The organism is Altericroceibacterium indicum (assembly GCF_009828105.1).
Lineage (GTDB): Bacteria > Pseudomonadota > Alphaproteobacteria > Sphingomonadales > Sphingomonadaceae > Altericroceibacterium > Altericroceibacterium indicum.
Map to the genome: position 1 here is coordinate 730,246 of NZ_WTYQ01000002.1, position 17,612 is coordinate 747,857.

Genomic DNA, 17,612 nt, shown 5'->3' on the forward strand with positions numbered 1-17,612 from the left:
GCTTCCCAGATCAAAACACTCTGGAGCCATGTGCCATGAAGGGTATCATTTTCACCGAGCTGCTCAACTTTGTCGAAAGCAAGGGCGGCCCGCTATTTCTGGAACAGGTGATAGCGGAAGCCAAACTGCCCAATAATGGCGCTTTTTCCACGGTAGCCACCTACCCTTCGCAATATGCGAATGCTTTGGTGCAAGCAGCAAGCCAATTGTCATCCATCCCGGCCCAGCAACTTTGCAGAGAGTACGGAGAATTTCTCTTTCACCGCTTCACTGTTCTCTATCCGGAATTACTCGCAGCCTACAAAAATGCTGATCAGATTCTCAGTCATGTCGGCACCCATATTCACCAGGAAGTGAAGCTGCTGGACCCTGAGGCGAAACCTCCCCAAGTGTCTACACGAGAAGAAGATGGTGCTTTGATTATCGAATACCAGTCGCATCGCCCTTTCGCCCATATTGCACACGGCCTCATCTGCGGGGCCTTGGCGCATTACAAAGACCCGCGTAAGCTCCTGGCAATGACCAGCGATGATCCATCGCGCGCCACTTTCAAGGTAGTTGCATGACTGTTGCCCGTGTCCTGATTGTCGAAGATACCGCCTCGCTGGCGCTGAGCTATGCTGCCCAGCTTGAAGCGGCCGGGCATGATATCGATATTGCCGGCTCCCTTGCCGAAGCCCGGCGCCTTCTGGATACTGCCGCGTTTGATGTTGTACTGCTTGATCTGCAATTGCCCGATGGGGATGGGCTTGAGTTGCTGGAAAGCTGGCGGGAAAGGCTTGGTGAAACCAGCTTTATTGTCGTCACCGCAGATGGGTCGCTGGCCCGGGCCGTGGGCGCTATGCGGCTTGGGGCCTATGATTTTCTTGTAAAACCGGTCGCCGGGGAACGCCTGCTCACCACCGTCCGCAACGCCGCAGAGCGCGGACAACTGGCGCGCGAAGTCAAGCAGGTCCGCAAATCGGTCAAGCGGGATCAATTCCAGGGTTTCATCGGAAGTTCACCGGTCATGCAGGCGGTTTACCGCCAGATCGAAAACGTCGCGGACTCCAAGGCAACCATCTTCATCACCGGCGAAAGTGGGACAGGCAAAGAGGTCGCCGCCGAAGCGATCCATCGTTCAGGCCGGCGCTCCACCGCTCCTTTCATCGCCGTCAATTGCGGCGCCATTCCCGAAAATCTGCTGGAATCAGAACTTTTCGGCCATGTCAAAGGAGCCTTTACCGGCGCGGTTGAGCATCGCCCCGGTGCAGCCCGCGAAGCCCACGGCGGCACATTGTTTCTGGACGAAATTTGCGAGATGGAGCTGAAACTTCAGGTCAAACTGCTGCGCTTTCTCCAGACCGGAATGGTACAGAAAGTCGGTTCCAGTCATCCAGAGCCTGTCGATGTTCGTATCGTCTGTGCCACCAATCGCGATCCCGCTTTGGAAGTCGCGGAGGGCCGCTTCCGCGAAGATCTGTTCTACCGCCTCAATGTTATCCCGCTTGAACTTCCTGCATTGCGGGAAAGAGGCGACGATGTCGAACTGATCGCTCGGGCCTTTATGGAACGTTTCGCGAAGGACGAGCATCGCGAATTTAAGGATCTCAGCCCCGATAGCCTGAACTGGCTGAGCCACCATAGCTGGCCCGGCAATGTGCGTGAATTGCAAAACGCCGTGCGCAGGGCGGTTGTCACCGGAACGGGTGAATTGCTGGAAATCCGGCAAATCGAGCCCCCTGCCGCTCGCGCACCCATGGGACACGCCTCCTTCGGCTCAACGACGCCACCCTCTCCGCAACAACCCGCAGCCAACATTGCGGATTGGGTCAATGGGCGCTCTTTAGCAGAGTTGGAACGGCTTATCATCGAAATCGCGATTGAAAGTGCTCAGGGAAATGTAACGGAGGCGGCAAAGAATCTCGATATAAGCCCCTCGACCATCTACCGGAAACAGCTCAAATGGGACGCTTGAGATAGCGGCTTTTCACACTGGCTGAACATCACCTTGTGGCAGTACAAGGCGGCGCGTGATGCCGATATTTTCCAGAAAATCACGATCATGGCTCACAACCAGCAGGCTACCATCATAGTCATTCAGCGCTGCCTCCAATAGGCTGATCGTCTCCAGATCGAGATGATTGGTTGGCTCGTCCAAGATTAGCAGTTGGGGCGGCTGAGGGGCGAGCGCCATCATCGCCAGACAGGCGCGCAATCGCTCACCCCCGCTCAGCGTATCAACGGCAAGCAAAGCCGAAGTGTTTCGGAAGCCGAATTGCGCCAATATTTCATGCGCCTGCCCTCGGCCCATTTCCGGTGCTTGGCGCATCACATTATGCAGGATGGATTGCTCAGGGTCAGCCACTCTCGCATGTTGGTCAAGCAGGGCAAATCGCTCGCGCTTTGCAATAACTCTGCCGGCTGTTGGAGCGAGTTTGCCGCTTATGATCTTGAGCAAGCTTGTTTTGCCGCTGCCGTTTGGCCCCACAATCGCGATCCGCTCAGGGCCTGTGACAGAGAAGTTCAGAGGGCCAAATAATGGCGTTTCTCCAAACGCACATGTGACCTGCTCTAAGGTTAGAAGTTGCCGATTTGCCGGGAGTTGCGATCGCGGAAATGCGATGCGGATAGGGTCCTCCACCGCAACAGATTGTTGCGCACGATCATAATTCGCCTGCGCCATCTCAATTTGTTGAGCGGCCTGCTCGCGCAGCCGGCCACTGCTGTTTTCAGCCTGCGAGGCCATGGCGTTCAAAACGATTTTTGGTTGCCCTCCCCTCCCAGCCGCAGCTTTGCCGGTCTTGTTACGCCGCGCCTGACGTTCCGCGGAGGTTTGCGCATGACGTATAGCCGTTGCGACTTCCTGCTTGCGGTGCTCCAACTCCTTGATCCGTCGCTCCCGCTCGGCTTGCTGCTCAACCACATACGCGCTCCAATTGCCGCCAAAGAGGCGCGGCTCGGGAGGAGCGAGATCGATGATAGAATCCACAATCTCCAACAACTCGCGATCATGGCTGGCAATAAGGGCTGAGCCATTCCAATCCCGCAGAAAATTGAAAATTAGCTCCCGCCCTGCGCGATCGAGATTATTCGTTGGCTCATCGAGCAACACGAGATCGGGTTCTTCCAGCAGAACCCGCATCAAGCTGATCCGGGTCCTTTGACCGCCACTGAAACTACCGACTAAGCGCGTGAAGTCTGCTTCACTGAAGCCAAACTGGCGCAGAATCTGCGCAAGACGGTCTTCTAGCGTCCAATCTGCAGCGGCGAAATCGTCCTCATCACCTTGCCCTTCGACAATACGCGACAAAACTGCAAGCTGCTCATGAATGCCAAGCGCTTCCGTAAAAGGCAGTTCATCATTCAGTTCTTGATGCAAGATACTGATGCGACCATTTCGGGTGATCTGACCTTCAGCAGGAAACAGTTCACCCGCCATAGCCCGCAATATTGTCGATTTGCCGCTGCCGTTTGGTCCGATCAGGCCCGTTACGCCCACCGAAACGGCAAAGCTTAAATTATCAACGAAAAGGGAATTATCGGGGTGACGAAACGTACAGTTCTGAAGAATACAGATGGAGCTCATGGCTAGCCTCGTGAACAGTTTGAACGGAGATGAAATGTTTCACGATCTTCTGCTTCATGTTCTCGTCTTTCGAGGCGATTGTTTCTTATCGGACAACTAGCATAGCGCCCAAGGCATGTGAATACATGCCCGATCTTGGATAGCAGCCATAAGAAAAGGGCCGGAGGTTTCCCCCCGGCCCTTTCTATTTCAAGCCTTGTGGCTCGCTTACATTCCGGAACCCGGACCGTAAGTGATTTCCACGCGACGGTTCTGCAGTTCGCGAACACCGTCAGCTGTCGGTACGCGCGGGTTAGCTTCACCGAATGCCTGGCTCGTGATCTGCGATGCCGGGATACCTGCACCGGTGAGGTACTTCTGTACGCTCTCGTTACGGCGTGCTGCCAGACCGAGGTTGTACTTAGCTGTACCCGAACGGTCGGTGTAACCAGCAAGCATGATCGGAACGCTGTCACAGTTGCCGTATGCGGTAACTGCCGAGTCAAGGATCGTTGCTGCTTCAGGCGTAACCGCTGCCGAATCCCAATCGAAGAATACGATGTAAGGACCCTTGTTGCACACCGGAGCCGGAGGTGGTGGCGGTGGCGGCGGTGGTGGCGGCGGTGGTGGCGGTGGCGGTGGCGGTGGAGGCGGCGGAGCAGCTTCCGGTGTCGCACCGAACTGATGACGCAGCGTGATGAAGCCCGAGTGGACCTGCTGCTTATCAGCCATCCAGCCTTCGTAGCCGAGTTCAACCGCAGTGCGTTCGCCTACATTTGCAGCAAGCTTGGCACCAGCAACGATCGCATCCTTGTCACGCTCTGGACCATAGATGTCGAACGAAGAGGTTGGAGTACCTGCGAAGTTCGCAGTGAACATTGCAGGGTCGGACTCGTAAGCATGACGCCAGCCAACCTTGAACTCAGGACGCAGGGTCCCAAGGTTCGCACCGAGTTTCAGGCCGATTTCACTGGTGAAGTAATCGTCCTTAGCATCGGTAACAGCAAGGTTTGCACCCGTTACGCCACTTTCAACGAAGTCATCGATCTTAACATTGACGTAGTCGACACCGACATATGGCGTAAGCGTGAAGCTTTCACCAACCGGCATACGATAACCCATTTCGACGCCGCCATTCCAGATTTTGGCATCCGGGCTAGCCGTAGCTGTACCAGACAGAGCGCCCACAGAAATGGCCCGCTTGGAGTCCAGATTCATCTGTGAGTAGCTACCAGCAGCTGAGATATAGTAGCTGCCAGTGTCATAGGCACCGTAGATACCAGCCTGGAAGCCGTCACCGTCAATGCTGCCGGAAACGTTGTTGGCACCGGTGAAGTCAGAGTTGTTGCGGACATAGCCCACACCAACACCGATCAGACCGTATTCGCCAAGCGCGACATCGCCACCGAGAGCTGCGAAGAGCTGGTCGCTGTCGTTGCCAGGAGCGTCCATGGCAGGATCGGTATCAATGTCACCCTGAGCATAGTTGACGGTACCCCAGATGTTCCCCTTGCCATTGCGGCAAGTAAGAGCGCTGTTGTCCATCATCAGTGCGCCGCACTGACCCATGTCAGACAGGATGCCGTTGAAGCGCGAACCCATCCAGCTCAGTGACTGCATGTAGGTTGCATACTGAGCGCCAGTGAGCTGCGACAGGCCAGCGGTATAAGTATCGGCGCTGTCGAGACCCTGAAGGGCTTCATACAGAGTACGGATATCAGCAGTCGTAGCTGGATCGTATGCACGTTCCAGACCACCAGCCACTGCACTCTGGTTTGGTGTCAGAGTGAAGCGAGTATCGTTGAAGGCAACGCGATCGAGCGTAACGTCAATTGTGTTGTCGTCTTGATAAACTGCGGCAGCATCAGCAAAGATCGTTCCGGCGTCAACCGATGCGAACTCGCCGGTGATAGCCGTGCCAGAGGTGATGACTTCTTCGTAAGTCGCAGAATTGGCCAGAAGACCAGTCTGTGTCGGACGAAGTTCAAGGTTGGCACCCGTGATATCAACGTTGTTTGCATTAACCTGAGGGGCGGTTGTTTCCGTCACACCCAGAGCAAGCGTACCACCTGCGCCAATATTGAAAGTATCAACATTGACCACTGAAGGACCGTTGGCATCAGCGGGATCATTAGCAAGGTACAAAGTACCAGCCGTCGGAGTACCTTCTGGCGCGTCAGCTGCTGGGGTTCCAGCGATCGTCAGCGTGCCGTCAAGAACTGGGGTTGCCCCGGAGTTCATGATGCCTGCGAAGGAGGTTTCGCCGTTCTGAACCGTGACATTATCGTCATCGGACAGTTCAACATTACCGTAGATCGAGCCACCACCGTTAAGGTTTACATTAACAGCGTTAGGAGCATTTTCGAGATTGATTGCGGTTCCGAAGTCGAAAGCGCCGTCATTGTCGAATTTCTGCTGCTTAGCAATGATCGCACCGGAGTTGTTGATCGTTGCCGTGCCTGCTCCAGCGGAAGCACCGTCGAACAGGATAGCCGTTGCAGTGGCCACGTCATTGTAACCGGTGATGACAGTTGCATCAGCCGGATCAAAGATTGGCTGGCTGCCATCGTTGCTTGCGGTTGCAGAGATCGTGCCGCTGTTGGTCAGAACAGTTGCGCCATTGGCACCGTTGACAGTCACTGCAACAGCAGTGGCATCATCGTTACCAGCACCGGCACTGCCACCCTTCACGTCAGCAGTGGCCGAGATCGTACCGCTGTTGTCGAGGAGTGTAGTTACTGCATCAGGAGCGCCATCTGCAGCAGCCTGAATGACCATGCCATTTGCTGCAGCAGAAGCATTCACGCCCGAAGCCGAAGCTGTCGTCGCGAAATCACCAGTGTTGGTCAGCGTAAGACCGAAGTCCGTAGCTGCACCCAAGTTCTGATACCCAACTGCCTGCGCCTGCGCACGAGATGCAGGATCGATGGTGGCACCTTCTTCAGCGGTGGTCAGGCCATTAGCCGTTGCAGTAACGCCGAACGTGCCGCCGTTCGTGAAGCTAGCTTCACCACCAGACACCATGTTCTGGGCCACACCATTTGCCGTTGCACTAGCATCAGCAGTGGTCGCTGTGGAAGTATAAGCACCATCTTCACCAGCAACACCGAGCTGAGCTTTAGCGTCAACGGAGAAGTCACCAGCATTGGTGAAATCAGCAGTATCAGCCGTCTGCATAACACCATTAGCGCCTGCAGTTGCCGATGCATCCACTGCGTCTGCAGTTGCCGTAGCGGCAGCGCTGAATGTACCGTCTGCACCATTAGCGAAGGTTGCAGTTGGTTCAGTGCCAGTTGCGTTCTGGGAAACAGCAGCAAAATTGCCGAAAGTTGCTGTTGCATCTGCATCATCGACAGACTGAGCATTGGCAGCAACGTCAAATGCCAATGTGCCACTGTTGTCGACAACGACAGCAGAACCGTCTGCATCCTGAGCCACCGCATTAGCTGTGAACTCAGCAGTTGCTGTAGCAGGTCCAGCCGTGCCAGTGTCAGCAGAAGACTTGGCGTCAGCAGCAAGCGAGGCGGTCAGTTCACCGGTGTTGGTGAGGCTGGAGGTTGCTTCACCTGGCGTACCAGCTTCGCTGTTCTGCGCGATTACGCCAGCGGAACTGGTCGTCGCATCGGCGGAACCATCCACAGATGTAGCGTCAGCAGCTAGCGTGTAACCCACAGTGCCGCTGTTGTCGAAGATTGCAGAAGCATCTGCGCTTTCCGAGCCAGCGTCCTGATCAACAAGAAGGCCACCATTAACAGTTGCACCAGCGTTACCAGCTGCAGCCGTAGCAGAAGCCACACCAGACATGCTTGCTTCGCCGCTATTGGTGAAGCTTGCAGTTGCCGGGCTGCTGATTGTTCCGCCGTTGTTAAATGTAGCAGACTGCGTGAAGCCAGTTACGTTATCGGTTGCAGTAGCAGCCGAGCCCGAAGCTGTTGCAGTGGAAGCAAGCGTCAGCGTGCCGCCATTGTCGATCACAGCAGAAGCGACCTGATCGTCATCATCCGCACTCGTTGCAGACAAAGAGCCACCGGTCAGCGAAGATGTTGCGGTTGCAGCATCATCAGCAGTTGCTGTTGCAGCGGAACCAAGTTCCAATGTTCCAGCATTGTTGATGGCAACCTTCGCATCGCCAAGCTTACTTGCGGTCGATGTCAGGTTGAAAGCAGTAACCGTGGATTCTGCTTCAGCATCACCGGTGGCCGTACCTGTTTCAACAGCCACTGTTGAAGAAGCACTGCCCTTGACGCTAGCCGAACCTGCATTGCTGAAGGTCGCCGATGCGCTGCCCACATCATCAGCAGAAGCGGTGAGGCCAAATGCGCCATTGATTCCAGCATTAGCCGTAGCATTGCCATCAGTTGTCGTAGCCGTTCCGGTTGTTGCGATGTCAAGCGTCGCTTCTTCGGAATTGGTCAGGCTGACAGAAGCATTCTGCGTGTCGGTAGTGCCTGAACCTGCAGTTGCAGAGATGCTGACAAGATCGTTAGATGCCGCATCAGCTGTAGCAGCCGTCTCACCTTCGGCTGTTGCCAAAGTGGTGAAGGACAAAGCACCATCGTTGGTGAGGCTTGCAGAAGCATCGCCTGTATCACCAGCGGTCGCTTCCTGCGAAATACCGCCGTCCAGTGTCGCATCGGCATCAGCCGTTGCCCCGGCAGCCATACCGGTTGAATAAACGCCGAGCGTGCCAGCATTTGTCAGGCCTGCCGTTGCTGCGGCAGTACCAGACACCACCTGGGTGATCGCATCCGAAACTGTAGCAGAACCAGTAGCACCACCAGTCACATAGCCAGCAAGAACATGCGTGTCGGTGTTGGTGATTGTGCCAGCGCCTGTAGTCACATTCTGCGAGAACTGACCTGATGCAGTGTCTGCGACAGAAGCAGCGGTGCCGTCACGTGAGATGACTCCAGAGAAGCCCTCCACTTGACCAGCAACAACTGGATCACCGTCTGTGTCAACTTCGATTGGGCTGATGACCAGCGTGCCGCTGGTATCGGCCACACCTGTATACGAACCATCAGTTAGATCCGCTGGAATATGCTCGGCTATTGCCGGCGTAGCCGTTAGCGCGCCAATCGACACGCTAGCCGTTAATAAACGGCGAAGGTTACGGTTCATCCGTGTAACTCCCTCATTTCACCCTTAAAACTCAAGGGCAAGCTTTCGATATTTCAGCTTCTTCTTAAGAAGCCTGAAATTTGATGCGACCGCCCTTACTAAAGGGCGCTCATAGTTATTAGACCTATAGCCACCGCAACTCATAGCGACTGCTTCGAAAGGCGTCCATAAACAAATATCGGTCGGCATTTCGATTGTTGCGGAAAAACCACTATGTGAACGACAAAAAGATTATCCCGTTATAGTCCCCTCGCTTCTGCGGCGCATCGTGTCCCGTCAATGATTAGCGCCCCATAGAGTTCCGAGTGTAACGAAATAATGAACAGGGGATATATGTAAGGTCCACAAGATGAACGGAATTCCGGGCGCTGTAGATCAGCCCACCTTCATTTTGCTTCGCAAGTGCGGCGATTACGCCACAGCCCCCAATAGGGGTAAAAGCCCATTTCAGCATGGGCCTTTTGAACGATGATAAAGTCCAAAAAAATCCAGCAGAAGCCGATTATAGGTCAGTTTATTGAGCGTCCGCGATGGAGCCTTCGCGCACGGGCTATTCTTTTAACAGAAGCAAAGCCCCGGATGCAGAACAAATGGCAGATGCGTTAGAGTAACGGTATCGTACCAATCGTGCGAGTAAAGCGGGTGATTCTTTAAAGAGTCACCCGCCCGTCCATTACTTAAGGCCAAGCGCCTTGCTAATGTCAGCCCAGGAAACGAGCTTGAAGTTCTGCGCCTTGTCGCCGTTCTCTCCATCCTGCGCGACAAACAGACCATCAGGGTAAGATTCACCAAAGGAACCACCAATCAGATCGATTCCATCGGTTTCCTCAGTAGAGCCAAACTTGCCCTGCGCGATTTTGAAGCGACCGGCGAAAGCAACGTCTGGAAGAGTATAAACGGCATAGGCATTGTCACCCTGACTGGATGCAACGAGCCAGCCAGCTTTATCGCCATTGGGAAGGAGGGCGAGGCCTTCCACATCGGCAACGAGCCTGCTGCCATCATCCTTCGCTACGATTGTGCCCTTTGAGTCGCCAGGGGCGAAACGCCAGATACCAGCGTCTTCTTCCCCAAGGTAGAAAGTACCATCGCGCTGATCCACCACACAGCCTTCTGCCTGAGTCGGCACTTTCAAGGTGCGCAAGTTTTTGGTGGACAGCGCGTCCTTGTCACCCAGCGTGATTTGAATTTCGGACACGCTGCCATCTTTCATGACTGAATAAGCGATCAGATCCGAACCATGCTTCCAAAGGCACAGGCCGTAACCTTCACCCTTGCCGCCGGGTACGGTGCCCAGCTTCGTGAGACTAGCCTTTTCCGTGTTGAGCCGCCATACGCCGAGACCGGCATTTTTCGGATCGTTACGGTCACTAGCGACCACAATCACGCCCTTATCGCCCATATCGGCAAGATCGACATTATTGATCCGGCCTGAGCTTTCGGAAAAGCGCAGCTTGCCGGTCATGTCATAGACCATCAGCCCGGCCTTCTTGTCAGTCGCAACAATCAGGCTGCCATCAGGATTGGCAGCATTGCGCCAGATAGCCGGATCATCAGCCGCGTCTTCATTCTCAGTGCCAACAGGTTGCGTTTCCCCCTTGGCCTGAACAGTAACAACTGCATCGCTCACCGCTGCATCAGCCGTAGCTTCACCCGCTGGTTGAGAAGAGGAGTTGCAGGCAGCGAGCGCCAAAACACTCGCCAACATCAGATAAGTTGTTTTACGCATCAGAAGCTCACCTTTGCACCGAATTTCATTGTCCACTTATATTCTTCATATTGATAAAGGTTCTTCTGGTCGCCCAGAGTATTATAGGCAAAATACTTTGCGTTGTTGATATTCACCCACTCATAGAAGAACTGGATATTCTTGTTCACGCGATATTTCGCGCTGAGATCGAGCTGGAAGTGATTGTCTACATAACGGTCTTCTGCTGCCGTATCACCGATTTCATCGAGATATTTGTCGCGATAAGTCCCTGACAAGCGCAGACTAACCGGCCCCTTATCGTAGCCCAATGTGGCATTCATGGTGTGCTTTGACGTTGCAGGAAGAGTGATATCGCGCAATTCATTGATATCACCATCCGTCGGCACCTTACCGGTGGCATTTGTATAGGTGTAATTAAGCTGCGCGATCAGGCCATCAAAAGGCGCTGGCAGCATGGTGAATTGCTGTGAGGCGCTCAGTTCAAGACCATAGACCTTGGCGCTGTCCCCATTGATCGGAATAGAGGCATCATCATAGGCGATACCAAGCCAGGTACCGTTTTTCTGCACCGTATCGACGATGAAATTCTTCACATCCTTATAGAACAATGCAGCCGTAATCGCACCATTGTTCGACATGTAATATTCAGCCGTCGCATCGAAGTTCCAGGCTTCGAAGGGTTTCAGATTGGGGTTACCAAATTCACCATCACGTTCACCGTCATCATTTTCTTCAACCGAGAACCGAGGAGCAAGTTTGGATAGCTTCGGACGAACAATCGAACGATAACCCGCCAGACGGAAAACCAGAGCGTCATCCGATGAATAACGCAGATTGAGGCTTGGCAACCATTGGCCATATTTCCGCTTATAATTGACCGGTGTCACCAGGACTGTGTCATCTTCGGCTGTGGTGCCATCTGGCAATGCGCCACCTTCTTCGACCAGCAGCACTTCATTGCCATTGATGTTATTATAGGTGTGCTCATACCGCACGCCACCGATGGCACGCAGAGTGGAACTGTCCCATCGGCCCAGCAAGTAAGCTGCCTTGACGTTCTCATCGATGGAATAGTCATCGGCATTTGAATCAAACGCCGTATCCGCTTCATTCAGTTCGAAACTGTCACGATTGTCGAAAAAGAAATTCGTGGCGCCATGATAGCTGGCCACTGGAGACATGTCGATCAAACGATAGGTTTGGTCACCAACAACATCTGCCAGCGTGAAATCATCATTTTCGTAGATTTCATTGGTCGCATTATACTTCTTCGTCCGCCAGCGTGTCTTAGCCCCGGCCTGAATGGTGAACTCCCCATCATCGGTAGCGAAAGACCGGCCAAGATCGAATTTGGCTGCATATTCAGTGTCTTCAGAGTCGGAAAGTGCTGTCAGCCCAAGATCATCGAGACCATAGGCCGCTGGATCATAGAAGGAATCCGGCGCAGAGATAACCGAATATAGTGGAGTGCGCGGGTCAGAATAATCGAACCCCAGTTTGAGCCCATCATCCTTAAATTTATGCCGGAATTTGGCTGTATCGACCGAGCCATGTTCCATTTCTGAAGATTTGGACCAACTGGTGGAATATTTCGCATGCCAGTCCCCGGTATCAGTTTGGCCACCAAAGGAGACAGAACGGATGCGCTGGCGCTCAAAACGATCCTTGATATCGCGATTGACTTGAATCTCACCGTCATCGCCTGCGTCCGTGAAGATTACATCTGTTCCACTGCCTGAAACATTGGCATCGCCGAGCTTGAAGGTAGTGCGACGGCGATATTCCTGATCGTCAAACTGGCTGAACAAACCGCGCAGATATAGCGATGTCGTGTCAGACAGGCGGGCATCGAAATTCAGCGTACCGCTGATCCGCGTACGCTCCACATCATAGTCGCGATACTCAACTTCCCGTGCGTAGACGAGGTCGTCTTTCTGCTTCCATTTATCCGCCTCAATATTGTCTGTTTCAAACTTGCGCTTGTAGTAAGACAGACCACCCGTCACACCGAAATTGTCACCGATACGGGTGGAGAAATCGACCGAACCCTTGGGTGTCAGCTTCTCTGAATAATGGTTATAGCTGCCCTCACCCTTGATGCTGACATAGCTCTTCTTACGGTCGAAAGCGCTGGTTGTCTTGATGTCCACAGATGCACCGATCGTATCGGCATCCATATCCGGTGTGAGCGACTTTTTCACTTCAACGGATTCGATGATGTCACTCGAAATCACGTCCAGCGCAACTGAGCGAACATCGCTTTCCGGCGATGGCAGGTTCACGCCGTTCACTGAAGTGGAAACCAGATCCGGATCAAGCCCGCGAACCGACACAAAGCGGCCTTCGCCCTGATCGTTCAGAACATTGACGCCAGGCAGATGGCGCATGGATTCGGCGACATTCTGGTCAGGAAACTGGCCAGCTGCGTCGCGTGTAATCACGTCGCTGACCACATCTGATGCGCGTTTACGCGAAAGTGCAGAGGCCTGATTGGCGCCCTGCCCCATCACCAGAATTTCGCTATCATTGGCAGAACCCAGGGCGAAATCGGCACGCACCCGGCCATGGGCGGGAACCTCCACCGTCATGCTCTTGGTGGGTGCGCCAATATAGCTGGCCTGGATCGTATATGTGCCTTCCGGTACGTCAGCAAAGATAAAGCTGCCGTCGCGCTGCGTCGTGGCAACGCGGTTCAGTTCAACGATGCTGATTTGCGCGGCCTGAAGCGCGATCGTGTCAGAACTGTCGATGACGACACCGGTCACTTCACCGGCAATGACTGGAGTGGCGACAGCGATTGCGCAAATGGCTGCGCTGGTCGTTAAGACCCGATTACGGATTTTCATTATGCAATTCCCCTGTGCGATTGATGCGCCCCTAGGGAAGTCACATTACGGTCACGCTACGGAGGGATTACAATTGCGTGACGTTACTCAAAAACCACATCGAGCCGATGCGCCAATGCCTTTAAAAAAGCATTCAGCACACGCGAACCCGCACAAGTCTTGGGAAATAAACTGTTGGCAATTAATCGGATAATTCCTTGAAACGCCTAATCCTTGCTAGCACGACTATCTGGGCCCAGCATCTGGTCCGGCCGCACAATCTTGTCATATTCTTCGGCGGTCACATCTCCGCTTTCAATCGCGGCGTCCCGTAAGGTCATATCTTTCTCATGAGCGGTTTTGGCTATCTTGGCCGCTTTATCGTAACCGATCGAAGGTGCCAAAGCGGTGACCAGCATGAGCGACTGTTTCACGCCTCGCTCAATATTCTTCCGGCGCGGCTCCAGCCCGTTCAGCAGATGGTCTGTAAAGCTGCGTGAGACATCAGCCAGAAGCCTGACCGATTGCAGGAAATTATAAGCCATCACAGGGCGATAGACATTAAGCTCGAACTGGCCCTGACTGTCCGCAAAAGTTAATGTCGCATGATTGCCAAAAACCTGCGCGCACACCTGAGTCACAGCTTCGCATTGCGTAGGGTTGACCTTCCCGGGCATGATCGAGGAACCCGGCTCATTCGCGGGCAGGGCCAATTCCCCAAGCCCGGAACGCGGGCCAGACCCCAAAAAGCGAATATCATTGGCAATCTTGTACAGGCTTGCTGCCAAAGTGTTCAGCGCACCATGAGCAAATAGCAGTGCATCCTGCGCAGCCAGCGCTTCAAACTTGTTGGGTGCCGTCTCAAATGGCAGGTTGGTGAAGTTGGCGATTTCGAACGCCACACGCTCGGCAAAGCCTTGCGGCGCATTAAGGCCAGTGCCAACCGCCGTTCCACCTTGCGCCAATTGATACAGACCGGGCAAGCACGCACCAATCCGCTTCAAGCCATGATCCACCTGCGTGGCATAGCCGGAAAACTCCTGCCCCAATGTCAGCGGGGTTGCATCCTGCGTGTGGGTGCGGCCGATCTTCACAATATCCGCCCATTGCTCCGCTTTCGCATTCAGGCCGTCATGCAAATGTTCGAGCGCAGGCATCAGCGTTTTGACGATCTCCATCACCGCAGCGACATGGATCGCCGTTGGGAAAGTGTCGTTGGACGATTGGCTCTTATTCACATGGTCATTGGGGTGAATCGGAGATTTGGAGCCAAGCTCCCCGCCAAGAAGCTGATTGGCCCGATTGGCGATCACTTCATTCACATTCATATTAGTCTGGGTGCCGGAGCCGGTCTGCCAGACCATCAGCGGGAACTCATCATCCCACTTTCCGGCCAATATCTCATCTGCGACTGCGACGATTTTCTGGCAATATTCCGGCTCCAACAATTTGCAGTTCCGGTTCGCCAATGCGGCAGAACGTTTCACAATCGCCAGCGCTCGGATCAGCGGCAATGGCTGACGCTCTCCACCGATACGAAAATTCTCAAGACTGCGCTGCGTTTGCGCACCCCAAAGCCGTTCCGAAGGCACCGCAATGGTGCCCATCGTATCACTTTCCATTCTCGTATCGGCCATCACGCTGCTCCATTGTGCTGGTTCAGCCATTCAACGGAAAGCAAGCACGTGATGTTCCTGAGAGAATGAAAAGAAGTACCCGGTGCAACCCTCGAAAATGCAAGGTCAGAACTGGAAATGTGCGCCTGCCACAAAGGCGGCATCATGATGCGCCGCAGAGGCCGGAAAGCGGATCTGATCACGGGCGATATCAGTATCGCTATAGCCAAGGCTCAACGTCATGATCGGCAACGCATATTCGGCGGAAAGCCCCCAGTCATTATAGGAACCACCAGGCCGTAAACGTTCTGATTTGAGGATATCATCGACATGGCCGGAAGAACGTCCAAAATGGGCTTTCACCGTAACCGGTGTTCCCCAGATACCCGCACGCGCCTCAATCCGGCGATAGAAATTGCTGCCCCCGAGAGTATCCTGCGAAGGGGCGTAACTGGCCAGAATATCTACATCTACCGGCCCAAGCGTCGTCCCCGCTCCTCCTTGTAGTTCAACATAATCAAGATCGCCCTGCCCACCAGCAAACACATGCCCCACAACTGAGCCATGCCAGCGGACAAGGTTCGCCTGATCCGAATAGGTTGCGGCAAGATCAAAACCGGCATCTGCCCCGCCGTGACGAACAGCGCCGCGCAAAGTGGTGGCCTGTGCCGAGATATTGAATGGCCCCTCTATCGGCACATCCACATAGATCTGGCCCGCCGCCTTGCCATCGCTCCAACTCAGGCCACGCACTCTTTCATCGCTTACAACGTCCAGCCAGACACCCGGCGATGATTGCGCCTGCGCCGCCAAGGGGGCCGCAATCAATGAGGTTGCAGCAATGAGAATATGGGCAAAAATGGTCGTTGTCGAAGGCATCAAACAGGCTCGCACTTGGCAATTGAAAAACAATAGAAAGGAAGAGCCTATAGAGCCCTTGCAGTGCTAAGGCTTCCTGCAGCGCACCTTCTTCCACAGACAGCTGTCACGCCGGTGTGAAACCTCGCTGTCTGATACCTGATTTTGTGTCGCAGTTTTGGTTTTCACAGCGCAACGCGGTTTGCTCCACTGGCAAGTGTTGACAGCTTTATTCTGCACTGCGCTGGCTTGGCTGACCGGCGTCGCATTCACAGAAGGCGCACAAGCCGAACAGGCCAGCAACACAGGCGCCAGCCCTACTCCCGGTTTAAACATGAATTCTCCTGCGTAACATTATGTTTGATTCTTATTCAAACCTGTCTGCAGAAGTCAGATTGCTGAACCGTATCAGCGATGTTGCAAAAGATTGCTGAGATAAATGGATCAAGCTCAGTGACGGCGTAGCCCCTCACGGGTCGCCTTCATTGAGCAAGGTGCTGCGCAGGCCTGCGGCGTTTAGCGTTTATGATAGCAGTGTTTTGGATGTTGGTTGCGGGGGTAGGATTTGAACCTACGACCTTCAGGTTATGAGCCTGACGAGCTACCGGACTGCTCCACCCCGCGTTGTGTTGTATCTCTGGTGACTAGAGACACGAAAGCCGCCGCTCGGATTTTGTCCGGCAGCGGCATTTGATGTATTGTGATGGGTTTTTGCCCGCAGGCTACAATGCCTGGCGACGTCCTACTCTTCCAACGCTTGAGCGTTAGTACCATTGGCGCTGTCTGGTTTCACGGCCGAGTTCGAGATGGGATCGGGTGGGTCACAGACGCTATGGCCACCAAGCAATGTGGCCTGCGGGTTAATCGATGTTTGTTTGTCTGGCTGTGATGACGTTCTTTGATCAACTTGGGCCTGATGATTATCAGGCCTGTCGTTGATGGTGGGATTCATCAAGCGTGAACAGAGTTATTAGGACCGGTTAGCTTCATGCGTTACCGCACTTCCACACCCGGCCTATCAACGTGATGGTCTATCACGACTCTAAGATACCTAATCTCAAGGGAGGCTTCCCGCTTAGATGCTTTCAGCGGTTATCCCGTCCATACATAGCTACCCTGCGGCACCCTTGGCAGGATGACAGGTACACCAGAGGTATGTTCACCCCGGTCCTCTCGTACTAGGGGCAACTCCTTTCAAGTATCGACGCCCACGGCAGATAGGGACCAAACTGTCTCGCGACGTTCTGAACCCAGCTCACGTACCACTTTAATTGGCGAACAGCCAAACCCTTGGGACCTGCTCCAGCCCCAGGATGTGATGAGCCGACATCGAGGTGCCAAACGATTCCGTCGATATGAGCTCTTGGGAATCATCAGCCTGTTATCCCCGGCGTACCTTTTATCCGTTGAGCGATGGCCCTTCCACGAGGGACCACCGGATCACTATGACCGACTTTCGTCTCTGCTCGACCTGTCGGTCTCGCAGTCAGGCAGGCTTATGCCATTGCACTCTTGCAGACGGTTTCCAACCGTCCTGAGCCTACCATCGCGCGCCTCCGTTACTCTTTAGGAGGCGACCGCCCCAGTCAAACTACCCGCCACAGAGGGTCCCAGTACCGGATCACGGTACGTAGTTAGACATCAGAAAACAGCAGGGTGGTATTTCACCTATGGCTCCACATCGGCTGGCGCCAATGCTTCAAAGCCTCCCACCTATGCTACACAGCTCTTTCCTAATGCCACTCTGAAGCTGCAGTAAAGGTGCACGGGGTCTTTCCGTCTAACCGCGGGTACTCCGCATCTTCACGGAGAATTCAATTTCGCTGAGCATATCCTGGAGACAGTGGGGAAGTCGTTACGCCATTCGTGCAGGTCGGAACTTACCCGACAAGGAATTTCGCTACCTTAGGACCGTTATAGTTACGGCCGCCGTT

General features: G+C 54.1%; 8 protein-coding genes, 1 tRNA gene and 2 rRNA genes. 2 read left to right on the plus strand and 9 right to left on the minus strand.

Translation table 11 applies throughout. The features are described from left to right. Positions 1–35 precede the first annotated feature (35 nt). Together GRI39_RS08360 and GRI39_RS08365 are read left to right on the plus strand one after the other, a co-directional pair. Entirely contained in the window at positions 36–566 is a 531-nt protein-coding gene (locus GRI39_RS08360) for a heme NO-binding domain-containing protein (RefSeq protein ID WP_160739197.1), read from the plus strand. Then, positions 563–1,957, plus strand: coding sequence for a sigma-54-dependent transcriptional regulator (locus GRI39_RS08365; RefSeq protein WP_211371491.1), 1,395 nt, complete (start codon positions 563–565; stop codon positions 1,955–1,957). Before GRI39_RS08360 ends, GRI39_RS08365 begins: the two co-directional genes overlap by 4 nt. Positions 1,958–1,969: 12 nt before the next feature. Here GRI39_RS08365 and GRI39_RS08370 read toward each other — a convergent pair whose 3' ends face one another. The 9 genes from GRI39_RS08370 to GRI39_RS08410 all read right to left on the minus strand — a co-directional run. Beyond that, positions 1,970–3,568 (minus strand): ABC-F family ATP-binding cassette domain-containing protein, encoded by a 1,599-nt coding sequence (locus GRI39_RS08370; RefSeq protein ID WP_160739198.1) that lies wholly within the window; start codon positions 3,566–3,568, stop codon positions 1,970–1,972. 207 nt (positions 3,569–3,775) lie between these two features. Next, positions 3,776–8,668 carry an autotransporter domain-containing protein gene (locus tag GRI39_RS14770; protein ID WP_160739199.1) on the minus strand — a complete coding sequence of 1,631 codons (4,893 nt, stop codon included), beginning with the start codon at positions 8,666–8,668 and terminating at the stop codon, positions 3,776–3,778. Between the two features lie 673 nt (positions 8,669–9,341). Continuing rightward, positions 9,342–10,397 (minus strand): phytase, encoded by a 1,056-nt coding sequence (locus GRI39_RS08380; protein WP_160739200.1) that lies wholly within the window; start codon positions 10,395–10,397, stop codon positions 9,342–9,344. After that, on the minus strand, positions 10,397–13,225 hold the full coding sequence (locus tag GRI39_RS08385; RefSeq protein ID WP_160739201.1) for a TonB-dependent receptor: 2,829 nt from the start codon (positions 13,223–13,225) through the stop codon (positions 10,397–10,399). Before GRI39_RS08385 ends, GRI39_RS08380 begins: the two co-directional genes overlap by 1 nt. 206 nt (positions 13,226–13,431) lie before the next feature. Then, on the minus strand, positions 13,432–14,841 hold the full coding sequence (fumC, locus tag GRI39_RS08390) for a class II fumarate hydratase (protein ID WP_160739202.1): 1,410 nt from the start codon (positions 14,839–14,841) through the stop codon (positions 13,432–13,434). Between the two features lie 105 nt (positions 14,842–14,946). Next, positions 14,947–15,699, minus strand: a complete 753-nt coding sequence (locus GRI39_RS08395) for a TorF family putative porin (RefSeq protein WP_160739203.1) — start codon at positions 15,697–15,699, stop codon at positions 14,947–14,949. Positions 15,700–16,225: 526 nt separating this feature from the next. Further along, positions 16,226–16,302 (minus strand) — tRNA-Met (locus tag GRI39_RS08400). A 105-nt stretch (positions 16,303–16,407) separates the two neighbouring features. Continuing rightward, positions 16,408–16,522, minus strand: a 5S ribosomal RNA gene (gene rrf, locus GRI39_RS08405). Positions 16,523–16,629: 107 nt separating this feature from the next. Next, positions 16,630–17,612, minus strand: a 23S ribosomal RNA gene (locus tag GRI39_RS08410); the annotation flags it as partial.